Consider the following 20,791-nt stretch of genomic DNA (forward strand, 5'->3'; position numbering starts at 1 on the left):
TCACCCCCGCCCGGCGGCCGCGCCCGGCTGCGCCCACGGCCCGAGCCCCAGACTCACGTTGCGCGCGGTCAGGAACCGCTGGCCGATGTCCTCCCAGTTCCAGATGTTCCACACCGCCTCGAAGAACTTCGCCTTGTCCGCGCGATACTGCAGGTAGTACGCGTGCTCCCAGGCATCGAGCACCATGATGGGCATGCTCGCCTGTGGGGTCTCCGACTGGTGATCGTGGATCTGCACGGCGATCAGCCGTCCGCCCGCCGGGTCCCAGGCGAGCGCGGCCCAGCCGGAGCCCATGATGGTGGAGGCGGTGCGGATCATCTGCGTGCGGAAGGCGTCGAACGACCCGAAATCCCGGTCGATCTGCTCGGCGAGGGCGCCGTCCGGGCGGCCGCCGCCGTTCCGCCGAAGGTTCTGCCAGAAGAGCGAGTGCAGCACGTGACCGGAAACGTGGAACGCGAGCGCGCGCTCCAGCGGCGCGGTACGGGCGAAATCGTTCTTGCTCCTCGCTTCCGCGAGCTGCTCGATCGTCTGGTTCGCGCCGTCCACGTAGGCGCGGTGATGGCGGTCGTGATGCAGCTGCATGATCTCGCCCGAGATGTGCGGCTCGAGCGCGCCATAGTCGTAAGGGAGATCGAGGAGGAAGTAGCGGTTCATGGCAAGGCTCCTTTTGCGCGTGGTTAAACCCTGTCCAAGGGCAAAGCGGGCATGTTAGGAAAGCGCCCGGCGCGTGACAACGCCCACAGGCCTCCTTCCGCGCGCAGGTCCCTAATCCGCGGCCGCCTCGCCGTCGTCCGCCGGCACCTCGCACTCCCCGGTGTCTTCCTTGCCACGCCAGTCGCGATCGGGCCACTCGGCGCGCGGCACCCGCGGGGCGTCCGGGTCGACCGCCGCGCGCGCCCGCTCGACGCGTTCCGCGGTGACCGGATGACTCGAGAGGAACGACTGATTCGCCTTCTCGCGCTTGCCCGAGAGGCGCTCCATGAGGGCGGCGAACGATTCCGGCGAACGCCCGCGCTCTTTCAGCAACTCGAAAGCGTAGGCATCCGCCTCGCTCTCGAAATCGCGCGAATATTTCGCGCGCGCGAGAACCACGGGCAGGCCGGCCACCGCGCCGCCGAGCGTCGCCGCGTCGGCGGTGAGCGTGGCGATGACGACGGCGAGCGCCGAATCCTGCACGAGGTGGCGAAGCGTATGGCGATGCTCGACGTGGCCGATCTCGTGGGCGAGCACCGCCAACACCTCGTCCGGCGACTCGCCGGCGCGCACCATGGCGTCCGTGACGACCACCACCCCGCCCGGGAGCGCGAAGGCGTTCGGGCCGACGAACGACTTGCGGAACTCGAGGCGCAAGTGCGGCTCCGTGGGCAGGCCCTGCTTGAGCTCGTCGAAGCCCCTGCTCACGATACCGCGGATGTCCTCGTCGAGCTCGGAGGCCTCGAACCACTCGTGCTCGTCGAGCCACGCGAGCGTCTTCTCGCCGAGCTCCCGCTCGGTCTCGATCGGCACGCGCGCGGCCACCTTTTCCGCGAGCACGGGCAGCCCGTAGACGTACCCGGACAGCAGGACGACGGCCGTGAGGGCGATGCTGGCGACCGTCACGGCGACGCGCTGCTCCAGCCAGGCGACCAGCCCCTCGGACGGAACCTCCTGGGGCAGGAGATCCAGGCGCGGATCGTCCGCGCACTCGAGCTGTCCGCCGTTGGGCAGCGCGATGAAGCGGTTCGAGCGCGCGACGCGCGGCGAGACGCGCAGCGTCGACCGTGCGAATCGCTCGGTCAGCCGCTCGCCGATGAGGACCGCCTGGCGTCCCGCCACGAACAGCGTCGCGGGGACCGGCAGGGGCCGGCGACCGTCGTAGTACCGGCCCTCCAGCGTCAGGGCGCCGGCGCTCACAGCGAAAGGTCCAGATCGAAGAACTCGCCGACCTCCGCGCCGGCCGCGCGCACGGCGCTCGCCGCTCCCGCATTGAACGCGTCGAGCTCGCCGTCCAGGAGCACGCGCATGTTCTCGGCGCGGTACCGGAGCGTGCGGACGACCGCCCACGGGATGAGCAGGCCGAGCGTGCCCAGAATGCCGAGCGCGTTCGTGACGTAGAGTTTCGCGAGCCCGCGGGCCCTGAGCGTGGACTGGAACCGCAGCGGTCCCAGCCGCGTGTGGTTCCAGACCAGGTTCGCGAGATGCGCCTGCACGAACGCGAACGCGAGCACGTAACCGGCATAGGCGGGAAGCATCGCGAGCAGGAAGGCGTACGGGCGCGTGCCGGCGACCTGGGCGGACGCGGCGACGAGCAGGCCCGTCGCGAACGCGGCGCCCGCGATGATGAGCCCGGCCTTGAAGTACACCGCGAAGAACTGCCCGCCGGTCGCCGACAGTTCGCCGTGCTCGCCGCCGAAGCCGGTGTGGCTCACCAGAAAGTGCTTCAGACGTTTGATCCACCAGGGGAACGCGAGACTGAAGACGCCGAACGCCGCCACGCCGAACCAGGGGTTACCCCACCAGTTGAACATGCTGCCGACGACGAGAACCGCAACGAGGCCCCAGGCGTAGATCGTCTTCGCCGCGTCGAGGTAGCGCGCGCCGAACTGAAACGTCATGTTGCGGAACGCCGAGTACCGGGCGTTGAACGCGGCGGAGCGGACGACCACCCACGGCGCGAGTGCCGCGCCGGCCGCGAGCACGTAGGGCATCACCGACGTGAAGTAGTGACTGGAGAGGTAATAAACGACGAACACGACGGCGGCGATGATGCGGCCCTTCAGGATCGGCAGCGGTTGCGCGAGATACTGGAACGGCGTGCCGACGAGCCTCGTGTGCGCGTAGAAGTAGCGCTTCTTGCGGACCTTCGCCCAGGCGGAAAAGACGCCGAGCGTGAGCAACGTCAGGCACAGGTTCACCGCCCAGACGCGGAAGTACTCGCGCGCCGAGCCGCTGAACTCGAGCGCGAGCACGCGCTCCGACGGCGCGCCGGCCGCGGCCGGCGCCGGCGGTACCGGCTCGACTGTCTGTTGGGATGCCCCTTGCACCCGCCCTCCCTGTCGCGTTCAAGGTGACGCGGGCGCGGCCGCCCGAGGACGACGCTCACTCGGTCCGGTCGCGAGGCCTCTGTTTGGCCGCCACCTCATCCCGAATGTAGACGGGAACCGCCTCATCTGCACGGACCGCGCGGCCGGCCGCCAGCGCGGGCACCGCGAGGCGCGCGAGATCCGCGGCGTGCGGAAAGGCGCCCGGCGTCCAGCCGGCGAGCCGGCCAGCGAGACGCGCGGTCAGCGTGTCGTGGTACTGATCCCACCCGGTACCCGCCCCCTGCCACCCCTCGCCCTCCGGGAGCGGCACGTGCGCCGGCGCGATGACGCGCTCTTCCCCGCGGAGCGCCATCAGGCCCTGCGGCGAACGCTCGTACGCCCCCCAGTAAACCTGCTGCATCCGGGCGTCGAACGCCGCCAGAACGCGGTCCGCCTTCTGTCCCTGGGCCAGCGCGGCGAGCGAAGAGATCGGGACGACCGGCCGGTCGATGCCGAAGGCGAGACCCTGCACCACGCCGGCACCGATACGCAATCCCGTGAACGAGCCGGGCCCGCGCCCGAAGGCGAACGCGTCGAGCTGAGCGAGCCCGACCCCGGCCTCCGCCAGGAGTTCGGACACCATGATCAGGATGCGCTCGGCATGACGCGTGCCGAGCTCGAAGCGCTCGAGGGTGCGGTCTTCGATCGACACCGCGACCGTACACGCCTCGGTGGAGGTATCGAGGGCGAGCAGTTTCACGTTTGCGGCAACGATGGGCCGTCGGATCGCGCCGACTCGCCGAACCGGGCGCGTATCGCCTCGACCCGGCGACGGTTCACGCCGAAGTCGTACCGCCCCACGCGCGAGGCCGAGCGCACGTGCACCACCCGCGCGTCCGCGTCGACATGGAACTCGACGTCGTCCACGAAACGGAACACGAGACTCGTGAATTCCGTCTGCAACCGCGGGCCGTCCTCGCGCACGATCCGCGCGCGGGGAAAGCGCGCGATCACCTCTTTCAGGCGCGCGAGCGCCCGGTCCGCGGCGCCTTCGAACGCGATGGGATCGATCCGGTGCGCGTCGTCCACCGCCTGGCTGGAGACGCAGTTCGGCGAGTCGGGGCACGGTGCAAGCGCGGTGTCCACCGCGCTCGCCGGATCAGCCACGGCCACGAGCGGGAGCAGCATGACGAGGCCCGAGATCCGGGGCGAAATCAGACACCCCTCGGCCCGAGCGGCTCGTCGTCCCGCGCCTCGCACGCCGTGCAGCCCGGGCGAAAGACGGAAAAGTAGCGCACGTAAAGGAAAACCCAGACCGGCAGAAGAACGATCCACACCCAGTCGCCGAAGGCCGGCTGCGCGAGATCGCCCTTCCACCAGGCGAATGCCACGTCCAGCGACCGGATCAACACCGCGAAGAGAACGACCCACGTCGCCACCAGCAGGCCGGTGCGCACGTACGGCCGTCGCAGCGCCCTCATCCGAGGCGCTCCGTCAACGCCCGCTCGAGCGCGGCCCGGTCGACGCCATGAGACGCGCCGTTACGATGCCGGACGGCCCAGACGGGATCCGGGAAATGCGCGTCGTCGCCAAAGCGCGGGATCACGTGCCAATGAAGGTGCGAAACCTGGTTTCCGAGGGAAGCGAGGTTGATCTTGAGGGGCGAGAGCGTCGCGCGCAACGCCGCTTCCGTGGCGTACACCACCGACATCAGGCGATCGCGGTCCTCGGCCGCCAGATCCGTCATCTCCCGCACGTGCGCTCTCCAGATCACCCGGCAGAACCCGGGGTAGTCGGCGTCTCCCACCAGGATCACCCGGCAGCGGTCGTCGCGCCAAAGCGCCGTTTCGTCACGCGCCGCACAGAGCGGGCAACCGGACTCAGGCGACGGCAACCGGCTTCACCTTCGCCGCGGCGTCCTTGGCGCGTCTCCGCGCCTCGCCGACGTCCGGTCCGTTCGCCAGCGCCACGCCCATGCGCCGGCGCAGATGGGCCTCGGGCTTGCCGAAGAGCCGCACCTCGCTCTGCGGGACGCGCAACGCCTCGTCGATGCCCTCGTAGACCACGCCCTTTGCCTCGACGCCCCCGTAGATCACGGCGCTCGCGCCCGGCGCCCGCGGCGCGACCGAGACGGGGAGACCGAGCACGGCACGCGCGTGCAGCTCGAACTCGCTCTGCACCTGCGACACCATCGTGACCATGCCGGTGTCGTGTGGCCTCGGGCTCACTTCGCTGAACCACACGTGGTCTCCCTTGACGAAGAGCTCGACGCCGAAGATGCCGCGCCCGCCCAGGCTGTCCGTCACGCGCTTGGCGATGGCGCGCGAGCGCTCGAGCGCGAGCGGCGACATGGGATGCGGCTGCCACGACTCGACGTAGTCGCCCTTCTCCTGCACGTGCCCGATCGGCTCGCAGAAATGCGTCTCGACCGATCCCGACTCGCCGACGGCACGCACGGTGAGCTGCGTGATCTCGTAATCGAAGCGGATCATCTCCTCGACGATCACGCGCGTCTGCCGGACCCGTCCGCCGCTCATGGCGTAGTCCCAGGCGCGCGCCGCGTCCTCCGGCGCATTCACGGTGGACTGGCCCTTGCCCGAGGAGGACATCACCGGCTTGACGACGCACGGATAGCCGATCCCGCCGTCGATGGCCTGCTTGAGCTGGTTCAGGCTCTCGGCGAACGCGTAGCGCGAGGTCGGCAGCTCGAGCTCTTCGGCCACGAGCCGGCGGATACCCTCGCGGTTCATCGTGAGTCGCGCCGCGCGCGCGGTCGGGATCACCTCGGCCAGCCCCTCGCGCTCGATCTCGACGAGCGCGTCGGTCGCGATCGCCTCGATCTCGGGAACCACGAACTGCGGCCGCTCGCGCTCGACGAGGGCGCGCAGCGCCGCGGGATCGGTCATGTCGATCACGCGCGCGTGGTGCGCGACCTGGTGGCCCGGCGCGTCCGGATAGCGGTCGACGGCGATCACCTCCACGCCGAGGCGCTGCAGGGCGATGATCACTTCCTTGCCGAGCTCACCCGCGCCGAGCAGCATGATGCGGGTCGCGCCCGGCGCGAGCGGCGTGCCGATCCTCATGCGGGCGCGAAATGATCGTGACCGAGGGCGCGCGGCCGGTAGGGCTTGCCGGCCGGATCGCGCACGTCGAGCTCGCGATCCTCGGTAATCTCGCCGATGCGCGTGATCACGAAGCGCCGCTCGGCGGCCATCCGTTCGAGGTCGGGGATGCGCTCGGGGGGTACGGTGAAGCACAGCTCGTAGTCGTCGCCGTTCGCGATGGCGCCCTCCCACCCGATCTCGGCGAGCCGGGCGCGGTACACCGACGAGAGCGGCACTCGCGCGAGCTCGAGGCGCGCTCCGACGGCGCTGGCCTCGAGGACATGGCCGAGGTCGGCGAGCAGGCCGTCCGAGAGATCGATGGCACTGGACGCGATACCGCGCAGCGCCAGGCTCTCGTCGACGCGCGGCATGGGGCGGGCCAGGCGATCGGTGATCGCGGCGCTCTCGGCCACGGAGAGCTTGAGCTCGCCGCGATGCTGCATGAGCGAGAGCGCGGCGTCGCCGAGGTCGCCGGTGACGTAGATCTGGTCGCCCGGACGCGCGTCGGAGCGCAGGATGGCTCCACCCTCGGGCACGAGCCCGATGGCGGTGATGCCGATCGCCAGCGGGCCGCGCGACATGTCGCCACCGATGAGCTGCACGTTGAAGCGGCGCGCGACGCCGAACGCGCCCTCCGCGAAGCGCTGCACCCAGGGCACATCGACGGAGGGCATGGTGAGGTCCAGCAGGAACCACGCCGGCTCGGCGCCCATCGCGGCGAGATCGCTCAGGTTGACGGCGAGCGACTTGTGCCCGATCGAGACCGGATCGGCGTCGGCGAAGAAGTGCACGCCGGCCACGAGCACGTCGCTCGTGATCGCCGTCTCCATGCCGCCCGGCACGCGGAACACCGCAGCGTCGTCGCCGATGCCGACGCGCACGTCCGGCCGCGAGACCGGCTGCGAGGCGAAGCAGGTGCGAATGAGCTCGAACTCGTTCACGGGCTCACGCCGGCTGCCCGCTCGTGCCGAGCTCGTGCGGCCGCAGCTCGATCGCGACGCGGTCCAGCACCCCGTTCACGTACTTGTGGCCGTGCTCGGCCCCGAAGGTCTTCGCCAGCTCCACGGCCTCGTTCAGGATCACGCGATAGGGAATCTCGGGGTGAAACTCGAGCTCGTACGCCCCGATGCGCAGGATGGCGCGCTCGACCGGATCGACGTCGCCGATCTCCCGATCCAGATGCGGAATGATGTGGTCGTCCAGCTCGTGCAGGTGCAGCGGGATCTCGCGCACCAGGTGGTGAAAGTACTCCAAGTCGACGTCGCTCATCGCGTGGTCGAGAATGAAGTGCGTCTCGATGTCCTCAGGCGGCTGGTGCGTGAGCTGCCACTGGTAGATCGCCTGCACGGCGCAGCGCCTGGCCTTGTGACGGCTTCCCTTCGGCCCGGCCTTCGCGCCCATGAAACCTCCTCACCCGCGAAGCTTCTTCAGCAGGTTCACCATCTCGATCGCGGCCATCGCCGCGTCCGCGCCCTTGTTCCCGGCCTTGGTTCCGGCGCGCTCGATCGCCTGTTCGATCGTGTCGGTCGTGAGCACGCCGAACGACACCGGGATGTCGTGCTGCAGGCTCGCCTGCGCCACGCCCTTCGCGCACTCCCCCGCCACGTAGTCGAAGTGCGGGGTGGCACCGCGGATCACCGCGCCGAGGGCGATCAGCGCATCGAACCGGCCGCTCCCGGCGAGGGTCTTCAGCACGAGCGGCATCTCGAAGGCGCCCGGCACCCGCACCACCTCGATGTTGTTCGGATCGGTTCCGTGGCGCGCGAGCGCGTCGAGCGCGCCCGCGAGCAGCTGCTCCCCGATGAAGCCGTTGAAGCGCGCCAGCACGATCCCGAAGCGTGCGGAACGGGCGAGCAGGTCTCCCTCGATCTGTCTGGTGTTGTTCATGAATTGCCCTTCTGCTGCGTCACTTCGCGCGGCGGCTTTCGCGGCTGGAGAAATCCTCGACGACGGCGCTGCCCGGCTCCTCGACGTACTCGATGATCTCCAGCCCGAAACCGGAGAGCGCCGGGGCCTTCATGGCGTGCCCGATCACGCGCATCTTGCCCACGCCGAGCTCGGCCAGAATCTGGCTGCCCAGCCCGTACGTGCGCATCTCCTCGCGACCGGCGGCCACCGGCGATTCTAAGGCGTCGCCGCGCCGCTGCAAACGCCGGATTCGCCCGATGAGCTCGCTCGCCGGCTCCGGCTGCTGCAGGATGACTACGATTCCGGCGCCTTCGCGCGCGACGCGCGCGAGCGCCGTCCGCAGCGACCACGTGGCGCCGGTGCGGTGCACGGCGGTGACGAGATCGAGCAGGCTCTCCTGCATGTGCACGCGCACGAGCACCGGGCGATCGCGTGCGATCTCGCCGCGCACGAGCGCGAGATGCACCTGATCGCCGATGTCGTCGTGGTAAGCGATCGCGCGGAACTCGCCGAACTCGGTCGGCAGCACGGCCTCTGCCATCCGCTGCACGGTCGATTCGTTCTCCATGCGATAGCGGATGAGGTCGGCGATCGTGCCGATCTTGAGCCCGTGCTCCCGCGCGAACGTCTCGAGCTGCGGGAGCCGCGCCATCGTGCCGTCTTCGTTCATGATCTCGCAGATCACGCTCGCCGGAACGAGCCCCGCGAGCCGGGGGAGATCGACGCCTGCCTCCGTGTGGCCGGCCCGGGCGAGGACCCCGCCCCGCTGCGCCATGAGCGGAAAAACGTGCCCGGGCGTCACGATGTCGCCCGGCTTGGCGTCGGGGCGGATGGCGGCCCGGATGGTCGTCGCCCGGTCGGCGGCCGAGATCCCGGTCGTTACCCCCCGCGCGGCTTCGATCGAGACCGTGAAGTTCGTCGAGCGCCGGGCGTGCGTATCGCTCACCATGAGCGGGAGCTGAAGCTGCCGGCAGTGTTCCTGGGTGAGCGTGAGGCAGACCAGGCCCCGGCCGTGCTTCGCCATGAAGTTCACGTCCTCGGGGCGCACGTGCTCGGCCGCCATGAGGAGATCGCCTTCGTTCTCGCGGTCCTCGTCGTCCATGAGAACGACCATGCGGCCCTGACGGAGCTCATCGATGATCTCGCTGATCGGACTGATCGCCATGATTTCGCGTTAAAAACGTGAAGTAAGTGATTGATCTCGCTTTATAAAATAGAAAAGCGCTCCGGGGCCGTCCATCCGCTGACCGGCTGCTTCCATCCGCGCCCGCCTCCGCATCCCTTTCTTCCACCTATAGTTGGAAAGGGGCGCTGGCTGTTCAGAACTCCGCATTATATAGAGAAAAACCTTTTTTGCCGGATGCGGACCAAACTCGGCAATACCATCGACCTGAGCACGAAACTCCTGGAGCGCCGCACCACGCAGGCGACGGCGAGCGATCGGCCCGCGTCCGTCTCCCTCGAACCCGGCACCCAGGTCGACCGCTACCTGATTGTCGAGCAGCTCGGCGGCGGCGGCATGGGCATGGTGTACCGGGCCCTGGACACGGAGCTCTCCCGCGACGTGGCGCTCAAGCTGCTCCCGCGCCGGCAGTGCCCGCCCGAGCAGCTCACGCGCTTCCGCGCCGAGGCCCAGGCCCAGGCGCGCCTGCGCAGCCCGCACATCGTCACGCTTTATTCGCTGCTCGAGCTTCCGCTCGGCTCCATACTCGTGCTCGAGTACGTCGAGGGCGAGACCCTGGAGGCGCGGATACGATTCAATGGCCCGCTCCCGGCGGACGACGCGGTCCGGCTCTTCGACCAGATACTCAGGGGCGTCGAGCATATGCACCAGATGGGAGTGGTGCACCGCGACCTGAAGCCGAGCAACCTGGTGCTCACCAAGTCCGGTCACGTGAAGATCATGGACTTCAGCGTGGCCAAACTCCTGGATCAGGACGTCTACGCGCCGGGCACGATGCTCGGCACCCTGCTCTACATCCCCCCCGAGCAGATCAGCGGCCGTTCGAGCGATGCGCGCTCGGATATCTACACCCTGGGCATATCGCTGTACCAGGCGGTCACCGGCCGCCTTCCGTACGAGCGGCAGACCGACTACGAGCTCATGCACGCCCACGTGCAGGAAAGGCCGCCCGGGCCGCGCAGTCTTGCTCCTTCGCTGTCCAAGGAGATCGAGCGCGTCATACTCAAGGCGATCGAGAAAGAACCGTCGCGGCGCTTTCAGACGGCCGCGGAGTTCCGCCACGCGCTGCTCCGCGCGGGACCCGGCGACGAGCATGGAGCCGCGGCGCTTCCGGCGAACGCCTTCGGCCCGGCCCTGCCCGCGACGCGTGTCCGGCCCGGCGGTCGCCGACTGATCGTCGGTTTCGCCCTCGACCTGCTGCTGGTCGCGAGCATCGCCGCCCTGCTCTACGGCCTCGGCCTCTACCCGGACGACAGCCAGACACCGGTCGAAGCGTCGCGGGCCGAGACCGCACCCGGAACGCCGAAGACCGCGATGACGACCCAGCGACCCGCGCGCCTCGTCCCCGCGCCGAAGCCCGCGCCCAAGCCGAAGAAAACGAATCAAGATGCTTACGACGCCCTGCGCGAGGCCTGGGGCCAGTAGGCCACGCGCGCGCCGCGGGCGCCTTGGCCTCGCTGTCGCGATGCTCGCCGTTCTGACCGGCTGCGCGACCGTCCATCCCGACGTCTGCGCGCGCTTCGACGCCGCGCGCGCGTCCACTTCGTACGACACGGAGTACCGCTACTCCGAGGCCGATACCCGCAACGCAGTATGGAGCTTCAGGCCCCTCAAGCGAAAAGCACCGGCGGAGGTGCGCTGGTACACGCTTCGGATCAGCGCGGACGCGGTTGCGCGCTGCGAGCACCTCTATCTCTACAAGGATCTCTACATCGAACGCGATTCGCGATCGATCCAGATCGAGGAACAGCGGGAGTTCTATACGTCCAGCGGCAAGCTGATCGCGGTCAAGAAGGAGAACCTTAGCGCCCAGTTGCGGCGGGCCGGCTACTACAGCGCTTCGGTCCCGCTCCCCATCCCGGAAGCGGCACCCGCGGGCCGTTATCGCGTCGTCACGCGCATCGTATTGAAGGACGCGGGGCGCAAGGACAGGACCCTTGCGGCCGCGAGCGCCGAGTTCCGCGTACGCTGAACTACTTCAGGAATCCCGCGCGCGCGAGCAGGCCGAGGGAGATGCCCGGGCCGGACGGGTCGGCCTCCGACCGGTGCAGCAATCGCTCGAGATAACGGGCGAGCAGATCCACCTCGAGGTTCACTGCGGCGCCCTCCCCGAGATCGCCGAGCGTGGTCGCCCCGAGGGTGTGGGGCACGATGTTGACCGTGAAGCGGTTTTCGTCCACGGCGTTCACGGTGAGACTCACGCCGTCGACGCAGATCGAGCCCTTTTCCGCGATATAACGCGCGAGACCCGGGGGCGCTTCGATCGTGAACCGTTCGGAGCGTGCCGCCCGCTCCCGGGCCCGCACGCGGCCGACGCCGTCCACATGACCACTTACGAGGTGTCCGCCGAGCCGGTCCCCGAGCGCGAGGGCCTTTTCGAGGTTCACGCGGTCTCCTGCCTTGAGCCGTCCGAGCGTGGTGCGTCCGAGCGTCTCCGCCGAGGCGTCGGCGGCGAAGCCCTCGGGGCCGACGGCGATGGCGGTCAGGCAGACACCGTTCACCGCGATGCTGTCCCCCTCCCGCACGTCCGCGAGATCGAGGGCGCCCGACTGTATGCGCAGGTGCGCGTCGCCGCCACGCGGTTCCAGCGCGCGAACGGAGCCGATCGCCTGGATGATGCCGGTGAACATGTTTCAGGTCGGGTAGACGGGTTTGGCGACGATGCGCCAATCCTGGCCCACGGCGCGAACGTCTGCGATATCGAGCGCGATTCTATCAGACAGCCGCGCGATCCCGGGCAGATGAAACAACCCGCGCGCCCCGTCCCCGAGCAGATGAGGCGCAAAGTAGAGAACGAGCTCGTCGACCAGGCCGGCCTCGACCAGGCTTCCGCAAAGCGTTCTTCCTGCCTCCACCAGCACCTCGTTGATCTCGCGGTCCGCGAGCAACCGAAGGGCGCCGGCGAGCTCGACGCGCCCGCCGGCATCCGCAGCGGACAGGACCACCTCCGCGCCCGACCGCTCGATCGCACGACGCGCTTCCGGTTCGGCGGCGACCGCAATCAACCAGGTCTTTCCCGGAGGACGGAACAGCCGGGCCTGCGGCGGCGTGCGCAATCTCGAATCGAGCACGACCCGGATCGGCTGCCGGCCGATCTCGAACGCGCGCACGTTCAGCACAGGGTCGTCGGCGAGCACCGTATCGACGCCGGTGAGGATCGCGGAGCTGCGTGCCCGGAGGCGCTGCACGTCGGCCCGCGCCGCCTCGCCCGTGATCCAGCGGCTCTCCCCGCTCGCGAGCGCCGTGCGGCCGTCGAGGCTCGCCGCCAGCTTCACGCGCACGAAGGGGCGCCCGTGCGCCATGCGCAGCACGAATCCCGGGTTGAGCGCGCGCGCCTGGTCTTCGAGGAGGCCGACGGCCCAACGGATGCCGGCGCCCTGGAGGGCCGCGAAGCCGCCGCCGTCGACGCGCGGGTTGGGATCGCGCATGGCGGCGACCACGCGCGCGACGCGCGCCCCGATGAGCGCGTCGACGCAGGGCGGGGTCTTGCCATGGTGCGCGCAGGGCTCGAGCGTCAGATAAACGTCGGCACCGCGCGCGCGCTCGCCGGCCGCATGGAGCGCAACGACCTCCGCGTGCGCCTCTCCCGCCCGCGCGTGCCACCCTTCGCCGACCACCCGGCCGTCTCGCACGATGACACAGCCCACGCGCGGGTTGGGGTCCGTGGTGTAGAGTCCGCGCCGCGCGAGCTCCAGGGCGCGCGCCATGTGACGCGCGTCGGCGGCGTCGAAGCTCATGATTTGCGCTCGGCCGGCCGGCGGCCGCGGGGCTTGGCAGGCTCGCCCTGAGGCCCACCCTCCTCCGGAAGGAGACGGAGCTGCTTGCGTCGCGATTCGGCGCTCGGCTCGCTTTGCAGCCGCTGCACCTCCTCGCGGAAGGCATCGACGTCCTGGAAACTGCGGTACACGGACGCGAAACGGACGTAGGCGACCGGGTCGATGTCCTTCAGCTCCTCCATGACCCATTCGCCGATCTGGCGCGAAGCGATCTCCCGCTCGCCGCTGCCGATCAGCTTGTGCCGGATCCGCCCGAGCATCGCCTCCACCTCCTCGGCGTCGACGGGCCGCTTCTCGAGCGCGCGCGACAGCCCGGCCCGCAGCTTGGCTTCGTTGAAAGTCTCCCTCCGGCCGTCCGACTTGATCACGGCGGGCAGCCGCAGCTCCGCGCGCTCGAAGGTCGTGAACCGCGCCCCGCAGACCTCGCACTCGCGCCGCCGGCGCACGGTATCGCCTTCCTCGGCCAGACGGGAATCGACCACGCGGGTCTCGTCAGCGGAACAGAAGGGACAGCGCACGGGAAGCGGAAAGGGCCTCTGGCCTGTGAGCCGATAAACGTAATCGCCCCACGCTGAATCCGCAAGTAAGGCGGGGAAATAAGGGGTTACGGCGTGAAGCGCGGCGCGACATCGATCGGCGTTTCGGCGCCGGGGTGTCTCGCGGCCTGCCCATGGGTAAGAGTCAGGCCGGCCGGCCCGGTCGGCTGTGTCGCGGCCGCAATGGCCGCTAGGCGGCGGCGGTCTCGTAAACCGGATACCGACGGCAGATGCCGAGGACCTTCTCCCGCACGAGCGCCCGGACCGCGGGACCTTTCATGCCGTCGACGATGTCGCAGATCCAGCCGGCCAGCTCGCGGCATTCGGCCTCCCGGAAGCCGCGGGTGGTGACCGCGGGCGTGCCGATGCGGATGCCGCTCGTGACGAAGGGCGACTGCGGGTCGTTCGGCACCGCGTTCTTGTTCACCGTGATATGGGCCTCACCGAGCGCCGCTTCGACATCCTTGCCGGTGATGCCCTTGGCGATGAGCGACACCAGGAATAGGTGGTTGTCGGTGCCGCCCGACACCACGTCGTACCCGCGCTCGCGAATGACGGCCGCCATGGCTCGGCTGTTCGCGAGCACCTGTTTCTGATAGTCCTTGAATCCCGGCTCGAGCGCCTCCTTGAACGCGACCGCCTTCGCGGCGATGACGTGCATGAGCGGCCCGCCCTGGGTGCCGGGAAACACGAGCGAGTTCAGTTTCTTCTCGATTTCGGGATTGCTCTTCGCGAGGATGATGCCGCCGCGCGGGCCGCGGAGCGTCTTGTGCGTCGTGGACGTGGTCACGTCCGCGATCGAGGTCGGGTTCGGATAGATGCCGGCGGCGACGAGCCCGGCGACATGCGCCATGTCCACGAACAGGTACGCGCCGATGGCGTCCGCGATCTCGCGAAAGCGCTGCCAGTCGACGACGCGCGAGTAGGCGGAGAATCCGGCCACGATCATCTTCGGGCGGTGCTCCTTCGCCAGGCGCTCGACCTGGGCGTAGTCGATCAGCCCGGTCCTGTCGTCGACGCCGTACTGGATGGCGTTGAAGAGCTTCCCGGAGAAGTTGACCTTGGCCCCGTGCGTGAGATGACCGCCGTGGGCGAGGCTCATGCCGAGGATCGTATCCCCGGGGCTGAGCAGGGCCATGTACACGGCGGCATTCGCCTGCGAACCGGAGTGCGGCTGTACGTTCGCATAGGCCGCGCCGAAAAGCTGCTTCACCCGCTCAATCGCCAGGCGTTCCGCCACGTCCACGTGCTCGCAGCCGCCGTAGTAGCGCTTGCCGGGGTACCCTTCCGCGTACTTGTTCGTGAGCACCGAGCCCTGCGCCTCGAGCACCCGCGGGCTCGCGTAGTTTTCCGAGGCGATGAGCTCGATGTGATCTTCCTGGCGGCGCTCCTCGGCGCGAATGGCGCCGGCCAGCTCGTCATCGAACCCGGCGATGGTCATGTTTTTGGCAAACACGGCTCGACTCCTGCGAAACGGCGGGGCGGGGGGCCCCGGAAGGCCGCCTAGGATAGCCGATTCGCCCCGCGATGCCTATTTGAAACGCGGCCGCTACGGCTGGGCGTCCGCCGCCGCCTCTTTCTTGGGCGGCAGCATGTCCTCGCGGGTGATCCCGAGCGCAAGGGTGACGGGCGTGGCGATGAAGAGCGACGAGTAGGTGCCGACGAGCACGCCGAAGATCATCGCGAGCGCGAAGCCGCTCAGCACGTCGCCGCCGTACAGGTAGAGGGCGAGCATGGTCAGCAGCGTGGTGCCGCCCGTGATGATCGTGCGCGAGAGCGTCTCGTTCAGCGACGTGTTCATGATCTCGATCACGGCGTGCTTGCGCATCTTGCGGAAGTTCTCGCGCACGCGGTCGAAGATCACGATGGTGTCGTTGAGCGAGTAGCCGAGCACGGTCAGGATGGCGGCGAGCGACGTGAGCGAGAATTCGATCTGCGTCACGGCGTAGAAGCCGAAGAGCAGCAGCACGTCGTGCGCGCTGGCCGCGATGGCGCCGACGGCGAAGCGCCACTCGAAGCGGAAGATCACGTATACCAGGATGCCGAGGGCCGTCAGAATCAGCGCCAGCGCGCCCTTCTCCGCCAGCTCCCGCCCCACCTGCGGCCCGACGAACTCGATCCGCTTGACCTGCAGCGCGCAGGCTCGCGGTTCGCCGCCCCCCGCCGGTACGCATCGCTGCGCCTGTCCCGGCCGGCTTTCCACCTCGCGCTCGCCGAGCGATTCGCGCAACGCGGCGACGAGCCGGGCGCTGACCGCCGCGCTCTGACCCTCCGCGTGCACCGGCAGTCGCACCATGAGCTCCTTGGTGGTGCCGTAGCGCTGCACCACCGCGTCGCGGAACCCGCCCTCGGTCAGGGTCCGGCGCACCTGTTCGACGTCGGCCGGCTGCTCGTACGCGAGCTCGACGAGGGTGCCGCCCGTGAAGTCGAGCCCGAAGTTCAGGCCGGAGACGAAAAGCGCGATCAGCGTGAGCACGTTGAGCGCCATCGAAACGGCGATCGCCGGGCGACGCCAGCCGATGAAGTCGATGTGCGTCTTGCGTCGAAAGACTTCCATGGGTCAGACCGGTACCGTCTTGAGCTTGCGCCCGCCGAAGGTGAGGTTCGTCATGGCGCGGGCGCACATGACGGCCGTGAACATGGTGGTCAGGATGCCGATCGAAAGCGTGACGGCGAAGCCCTTGATCGGCCCGGTACCGAAGTTGAACAGCATCATGGCCGCGATCAGCGTCGTCACGTTGCCGTCCAGGATCGCGCTGAACGCCTTTTCGTATCCGGCGTGGATGCTCGCCTGGGGCGTGTTGCCGTTGCGCAGCTCCTCGCGAATGCGCTCGTTGATGAGCACGTTTGCGTCCACGGCCATGCCGAGCGTCAGGAGGATGCCGGCGATGCCGGGCAGCGTGAGCGTCGCCTGGAACATCGACAGGACCGCGACGAGCAGCACCAGGTTCACGAGCAGGGCGAGGTCCGCGATCAGCCCGAAGACCTTGTAGTAGATCACCATGAAGATGACGACCGTGGCAAAACCGAGCAGCGTCGCCTTCACGCCCTGATCGATGTTCTCCTGGCCGAGGCTCGGGCCGACGGTCCGCTCCTCGATGATCTCGACGGGCGCCGCGAGCGCGCCGGCGCGGAGCAGCAGCGAGAGCTCGTTCGCCTCCTGCGTGCTGTCGAGCCCCTCGATCTGGAAGCGCTTGCCGAGCTGCTGCCGGATGACCGGCGCCGTGATCACCTCTTCGACGCGCCGGCTCACGCGCACCGGCCGGCCCTCCTCGTCGAGCACCGGCCTGCCCTGCTCGTCGAGTCGCGGCTCGGACTTGATCTCGATGTAGACGACGGCCATCCGGCGACCCACGTTCTCCCCGGTGACGCGCTGGTTGATGGAGGCGCCGCGCGCGTCGAGCGTGATGGAGACGATCGGGCGGCTGGTCTGGCTGTCGAAGCCGGGCGCGGAATCGACGATGTTGTCGCCGGAATAGATCACCCGGTTCTTGAGGACGATCGGCCGTCCGTCGCGCATCCGGTAGAGCTTCGAGCCCGGGGGCACGGTACTGGCGCCGGACGACATGGCCTCCTCGTCCACGAGCATGATTTCGAGCGTGGCGGTGCGCCCGAGGATCTCCTTCGCCTTGGCCGTGTCCTGCACGCCGGGAAGCTGAACCACGATCCGGTCCGCGCCCTGCTGCTGGATGACGGGCTCGGCGACGCCGAGCTCGTTGACGCGATTCCGGAGCGCGGTCATGTTCTGCTCGAGCGCGAACCGGCGCTTCTCGGCGAGCGCCGTCTCGCTCAATCGCGCGATCAGGACATACTCGCTTCCGCGCTCGCTCTCCGCGACCTCGACGTCGCGCAGATCCTTGCGAACGAGCTCACGAGCGCGCTCGCGCTCGGCGGCCTCGCGGAAGACGGCCTCCACCGCCCCGCTCTCCAGCCGGTTGACGGCCGCGTAGCGTATCCGGCTCTCCCGGAACATGCGCCGCAGGTCGTCCGCCGTGCTCTCGGAAGCCTTGCGCAGGACCGCGCGGCTGTCGACCTGCATGAGGAAATGCACTCCGCCCCGGAGATCGAGCCCGAGGTACATGGGTTCCGCCCCGATGGCGCGGAGGAGCCCCGGGGTCGCCGGCAGCAGGTTCAGGGCGACGGTGTAGCCGTCGCCCAGCTCCTGCTGGACGAGGTCGCGTGCGCGGATCTGCGTCTCGGTGTCGGCAAAGCGCACCTTGGCGCCGGTCTCGTCCAGAACGGTTCCGGTGAACTCGAGCTTCGCCTGGCCGAGGATCTGCTCGACCCGCGCGAGCGTTCCGGCGTCGACCTTCGTCGCACGCGTCGCCGAGATCTGGATGGCGGGGTCTTCGCCGAAGAGGTTGGGAATCGCGTAGAGCGCGCCGAGCGCGACCACGATCAGGACGATCAAATACTTCCAGAGAGGATACTTGTTCATGTCACCTGGGGAGGACCGGGCGGCGCCGGCCCGGGCCTAGCCTGCGGACTTGATCGTGCCCTTGGGCAACACCGTCTGGATCGCCGGGCGCTGGACCCGGATCTCGACCTTGTCGGCGATCTCCACCGTCACGAAATTCTCGCCCACGTGCGTGATGCGTCCCAGGACACCGCCCGCGGTCACCACCTCGTCGCCCTTGGCGAGCGCGGCGACCATCGCCTTGTGTTCCTTGGCCCGCTTGGCCTGCGGGCGGATCAGGAGGAAATAGAAGATGGCGAACATCGCCCCCAGCATGATCAGCGTCACGTAGGGGCTGCCCTGCGCAGGGCCGGCCGGGGCCTGCGCCCAGGCGTCAGCAATGAACCAGTTCATGGCATGTCCTTAAAAGGATAGAAACAAGCGAGCTCAAACAGAGGCAAGCTGCCCGACATTCCGTCCGCCAGCGGCGCGGTTATTCTTCCGCTTCGAGCGGGGTCTCCCGGCGGCGCATACGATAAAACTTATTGGCGAAATCATCCAGCCTTTTTTCATCGATGGCGGTCCGCAGTCCGCGCATAAGCGCCTGGTAGTAATGCAGATTGTGGACGGTCGCGAGCCGCGCGCCGAGAATCTCGTTCGCCTGGTGCAGGTGACGGAGGTAGGCCCGGCTGTAGTGCCGGCAGGTGTAGCAGTCGCAGCGCGGGTCCACCGGCGAGGTATCGGCGGCGTGCCGGCTGTTCTTGATCTTCAGGTGCCCGGTCGAGGTGTAGAGCCAGCCGTTGCGCGCATTGCGCGTCGGCAGCACGCAGTCGAACATGTCCATGCCGCGGCGCACCGCCTCGACCAGGTCTTCGGGCGTGCCGACCCCCATCAGGTAGCGCGGCCGGTCGGCCGGCATGCGCGGCGCCATGTGGGCGACCACCGCATACATCGTCTCCTTCGGCTCGCCGACGGAGAGCCCGCCGAGCGCATAGCCGTCGAAACCGATCTGCCTGAGGCCCGTGAGCGAGATCTCGCGCAGGTGCTCGTGCATCCCGCCCTGCACGATGCCGAAGAGCGCGGCCGGATGGTCGCCGTGCGCGCGGCGACAGCGCTCCGCCCAGCGGAGGCTGAGCTCCATCGACGCCCGCGCTTCGGACTCGCTCGCCGGATACGGCGTACATTCGTCGAACACCATCACGATGTCGGCGTCGAGCGCGTGCTGCACGGCGACCGCCTCCTCGGGGCCGAGAAACACCTTTGCGCCATCGACCGGCGACTGGAACCACACGCCCTCCTCCGTGAGCTTCCGCAGCGCGCCGAGGCTCCATACCTGAAAGCCGCCCGAATCGGTGAGGATCGGGCCTTCCCAGTGCGTGAAGCGGTGCAGCCCGCCGTGCGCGCGAACCACGTCGACGCCGGGCCGCAGCATCAGGTGGAACGTGTTGCCGAGGATGATCTCGGCACCCGCGGCGCGCAGCTCCTCGGGCGTCATCGCCTTCACCGTGCCGTAGGTGCCGACGGGCATGAACGCCGGCGTCTCGACCGTACCGCGAGCAAACGTCATGCGGCCCCGCCGCGCGGCGCCGTCCGTTGCGAGGAGTTCGAATCTCATGCGCGCCGAAGCTTAGCGAAAATCAGGCTGTCGCGCCGGTCCGCGGCTCGACGAACATGGCGTCGCCATAGCTGTAGAAGCGGTAGCGCTGCCGGACGGCGTGCCGATACGCCGCCAGCACCCGCTCCGTCCCGCCGAAGGCGCAAACCAGCATGAGCAGCGTCGACTCCGGCAGATGGAAGTTCGTCAGCAGCGCGTCGACGACCCGGAAGCGAAAGCCGGGATAGATGAAGATGTCCGTCTCGCCGTCGAAGGCGCGCGCCCTTCCCTCGCGCGCGCTGGCCTCGAGCGCACGCACGACCGTCGTGCCCACCGCCACGACGCGGCGGCCCTCCCCTTTCGCGCGGTTCACCCGATCGGCCGCCTGCGCGCTGACGACGACGCGTTCCGCGTGCAGGCGCTGTCCTTCGACCTCGTCGCCTCGCAGCGGCTGGAACGTGCCGCTCCCGACGTGCAGGGTCACGCACGCGCGCTCCGTGCCTGCGGCATCGAGCTGCGCGAGCAGGGCCTCGTCGAAGTGCAGGCCGGCCGTGGGAGCGGCCACGGCACCGGGCACGCGCGCGTAGACCGTCTGGTAGCGGGCATGGTCGCCGGGTTCGTCCGCGCGGTCGATGTACGGCGGCAGCGGGACGTGACCATGACGCTCGAGCGTCTCCAGCACCGGCCGGTCGAAGGCGAGATCGTAGAGCTCGCCGGTGCGCCGCTCCACCCGGCACGCGGCGCCGCCCTCGAGCGCGATCCGCTGTCCGGGCTTCGGCGGTTTCGACGCGCGCACGTGCGCGCTCGCGCGCCGTTCGCCGAGAACACGCTCGACGAGCAGTTCGACCCGACCGCCGGTATCCTTGGTGCCGTGAATCCGCGCGCGCAGCACGCGCGTATCGTTGAAGACGAGGAGGTCGCCGGCGCGGAGCAGGCGCGGAAGGTCGACGAACGTGCGATCGACCGGCACCGCCGATGCGCCATCGAGGTGCAGCAACCGGGCGTGGGTGCGCTCGGACGGCGGATATTGCGCGATCAGGTCGGGCGGGAGCTCATAATAAAAGTCGGATTTGCGCACGGCGCCGGCAAGGTTAACAAAACGCCACTTCGTCCGCGCGATCTGTTCTTCGACCCGGCGAAGCCGCTATACTCGCCCGCGCGACAAGGGGACGCCTCTCCCGCGGAGCACGACGGCCGCGGGGATCGGCAGCGCGGCTGGAGGCGCGATGCGCGGCTCACCCGTGTGTCCCCGCCTTCGTACTGCGCCCCACCCGCGCCCTTCGACCGGTTGA

General features: G+C 69.0%; 23 protein-coding genes. 2 read left to right on the forward strand and 21 right to left on the reverse strand.

All coding sequences use genetic code 11. The features are described 5' to 3' along the window. From SVA_RS10265 to ribBA, 12 genes are all read right to left on the reverse strand, one after another. On the reverse strand, positions 1-654 hold the full coding sequence (locus SVA_RS10265) for a superoxide dismutase (RefSeq protein WP_096461131.1): 654 nt from the start codon (positions 652-654) through the stop codon (positions 1-3). Between the two features lie 111 nt (positions 655-765). Beyond that, a complete protein-coding gene (locus SVA_RS10270; protein ID WP_096461132.1) occupies positions 766-1,893 on the reverse strand; it encodes a M48 family metallopeptidase in 1,128 nt (375 codons plus the stop codon). Next, positions 1,890-3,023 carry a YjgN family protein gene (locus tag SVA_RS10275; protein WP_096461133.1) on the reverse strand — a complete coding sequence of 378 codons (1,134 nt, stop codon included), beginning with the start codon at positions 3,021-3,023 and terminating at the stop codon, positions 1,890-1,892. The genes SVA_RS10270 and SVA_RS10275 overlap by 4 nt, the downstream gene beginning before the upstream one ends. A gap of 55 nt (positions 3,024-3,078) precedes the next feature. Then, the gene (tsaB, locus tag SVA_RS10280) at positions 3,079-3,762 is read right to left on the reverse strand and encodes a tRNA (adenosine(37)-N6)-threonylcarbamoyltransferase complex dimerization subunit type 1 TsaB (protein WP_096461134.1); all 684 of its coding nucleotides are present in this window, start codon (positions 3,760-3,762) and stop codon (positions 3,079-3,081) included. Continuing rightward, positions 3,759-4,190 carry a DUF1499 domain-containing protein gene (locus SVA_RS10285; RefSeq protein WP_096461135.1) on the reverse strand — a complete coding sequence of 144 codons (432 nt, stop codon included), beginning with the start codon at positions 4,188-4,190 and terminating at the stop codon, positions 3,759-3,761. Before SVA_RS10285 ends, tsaB begins: the two co-directional genes overlap by 4 nt. A 26-nt stretch (positions 4,191-4,216) precedes the next feature. Next, positions 4,217-4,483, reverse strand: coding sequence for a hypothetical protein (locus SVA_RS10290; RefSeq protein ID WP_096461136.1), 267 nt, complete (start codon positions 4,481-4,483; stop codon positions 4,217-4,219). Next, positions 4,480-4,896: an HIT family protein gene (locus SVA_RS10295; RefSeq protein ID WP_096461137.1), complete on the reverse strand. Its 417-nt coding sequence runs from the start codon at positions 4,894-4,896 to the stop codon at positions 4,480-4,482. Before SVA_RS10295 ends, SVA_RS10290 begins: the two co-directional genes overlap by 4 nt. After that, positions 4,883-6,085 (reverse strand): formate-dependent phosphoribosylglycinamide formyltransferase, encoded by a 1,203-nt coding sequence (gene purT / locus SVA_RS10300; RefSeq protein WP_096461138.1) that lies wholly within the window; start codon positions 6,083-6,085, stop codon positions 4,883-4,885. Before purT ends, SVA_RS10295 begins: the two co-directional genes overlap by 14 nt. Beyond that, complete coding sequence (gene thiL, locus SVA_RS10305; RefSeq protein WP_096461139.1) at positions 6,082-7,047, reverse strand: thiamine-phosphate kinase; 966 nt, start codon at positions 7,045-7,047, stop codon at positions 6,082-6,084. The genes purT and thiL overlap by 4 nt, the downstream gene beginning before the upstream one ends. A gap of 4 nt (positions 7,048-7,051) precedes the next feature. Then, the gene (gene nusB / locus SVA_RS10310; RefSeq protein WP_096461140.1) at positions 7,052-7,507 is read right to left on the reverse strand and encodes a transcription antitermination factor NusB; all 456 of its coding nucleotides are present in this window, start codon (positions 7,505-7,507) and stop codon (positions 7,052-7,054) included. Between the two features lie 9 nt (positions 7,508-7,516). Continuing rightward, a complete protein-coding gene (ribH, locus tag SVA_RS10315) occupies positions 7,517-7,993 on the reverse strand; it encodes a 6,7-dimethyl-8-ribityllumazine synthase (RefSeq protein WP_096461141.1) in 477 nt (158 codons plus the stop codon). 19 nt (positions 7,994-8,012) lie between these two features. Continuing rightward, a complete protein-coding gene (ribBA, locus tag SVA_RS10320; RefSeq protein WP_096461142.1) occupies positions 8,013-9,179 on the reverse strand; it encodes a bifunctional 3,4-dihydroxy-2-butanone-4-phosphate synthase/GTP cyclohydrolase II in 1,167 nt (388 codons plus the stop codon). 195 nt (positions 9,180-9,374) lie between these two features. Between ribBA and SVA_RS10325 the strand changes: the two genes are divergently transcribed. Further along, positions 9,375-10,622 (forward strand): serine/threonine-protein kinase, encoded by a 1,248-nt coding sequence (locus tag SVA_RS10325; protein WP_096461143.1) that lies wholly within the window; start codon positions 9,375-9,377, stop codon positions 10,620-10,622. Between the two features lie 40 nt (positions 10,623-10,662). Continuing rightward, on the forward strand, positions 10,663-11,169 hold the full coding sequence (locus SVA_RS10330) for a hypothetical protein (protein ID WP_096461144.1): 507 nt from the start codon (positions 10,663-10,665) through the stop codon (positions 11,167-11,169). Between the two features lies 1 nt (position 11,170). Here the strand turns inward: SVA_RS10330 and SVA_RS10335 are convergent, their stop codons facing one another. The 9 genes from SVA_RS10335 to queA form a co-directional block, all read right to left on the reverse strand. Further along, on the reverse strand, positions 11,171-11,827 hold the full coding sequence (locus tag SVA_RS10335; RefSeq protein WP_096461145.1) for a riboflavin synthase: 657 nt from the start codon (positions 11,825-11,827) through the stop codon (positions 11,171-11,173). 3 nt (positions 11,828-11,830) lie between these two features. Beyond that, on the reverse strand, positions 11,831-12,934 hold the full coding sequence (gene ribD, locus SVA_RS10340) for a bifunctional diaminohydroxyphosphoribosylaminopyrimidine deaminase/5-amino-6-(5-phosphoribosylamino)uracil reductase RibD (protein ID WP_197703161.1): 1,104 nt from the start codon (positions 12,932-12,934) through the stop codon (positions 11,831-11,833). Further along, positions 12,931-13,491 (reverse strand): transcriptional regulator NrdR, encoded by a 561-nt coding sequence (nrdR, locus tag SVA_RS10345; protein ID WP_096461146.1) that lies wholly within the window; start codon positions 13,489-13,491, stop codon positions 12,931-12,933. The genes ribD and nrdR overlap by 4 nt, the downstream gene beginning before the upstream one ends. A 208-nt stretch (positions 13,492-13,699) precedes the next feature. Further along, positions 13,700-14,965, reverse strand: coding sequence for a serine hydroxymethyltransferase (glyA, locus tag SVA_RS10350; protein ID WP_096461147.1), 1,266 nt, complete (start codon positions 14,963-14,965; stop codon positions 13,700-13,702). A 93-nt stretch (positions 14,966-15,058) separates the two neighbouring features. Next, a complete protein-coding gene (gene secF / locus SVA_RS10355) occupies positions 15,059-16,066 on the reverse strand; it encodes a protein translocase subunit SecF (RefSeq protein WP_096461148.1) in 1,008 nt (335 codons plus the stop codon). 3 nt (positions 16,067-16,069) lie between these two features. Continuing rightward, complete coding sequence (gene secD, locus SVA_RS10360) at positions 16,070-17,947, reverse strand: protein translocase subunit SecD (RefSeq protein WP_096461149.1); 1,878 nt, start codon at positions 17,945-17,947, stop codon at positions 16,070-16,072. 36 nt (positions 17,948-17,983) lie between these two features. Further along, on the reverse strand, positions 17,984-18,319 hold the full coding sequence (gene yajC, locus SVA_RS10365; RefSeq protein WP_096461150.1) for a preprotein translocase subunit YajC: 336 nt from the start codon (positions 18,317-18,319) through the stop codon (positions 17,984-17,986). Between the two features lie 79 nt (positions 18,320-18,398). After that, on the reverse strand, positions 18,399-19,520 hold the full coding sequence (gene tgt / locus SVA_RS10370; RefSeq protein ID WP_096461151.1) for a tRNA guanosine(34) transglycosylase Tgt: 1,122 nt from the start codon (positions 19,518-19,520) through the stop codon (positions 18,399-18,401). A gap of 22 nt (positions 19,521-19,542) precedes the next feature. Continuing rightward, positions 19,543-20,577 (reverse strand): tRNA preQ1(34) S-adenosylmethionine ribosyltransferase-isomerase QueA, encoded by a 1,035-nt coding sequence (gene queA / locus SVA_RS10375; protein ID WP_096461152.1) that lies wholly within the window; start codon positions 20,575-20,577, stop codon positions 19,543-19,545. Between the last annotated feature and the right edge of the window lie 214 nt (positions 20,578-20,791).

This window comes from Sulfurifustis variabilis, assembly GCF_002355415.1.
Lineage (GTDB): Bacteria > Pseudomonadota > Gammaproteobacteria > Acidiferrobacterales > Sulfurifustaceae > Sulfurifustis > Sulfurifustis variabilis.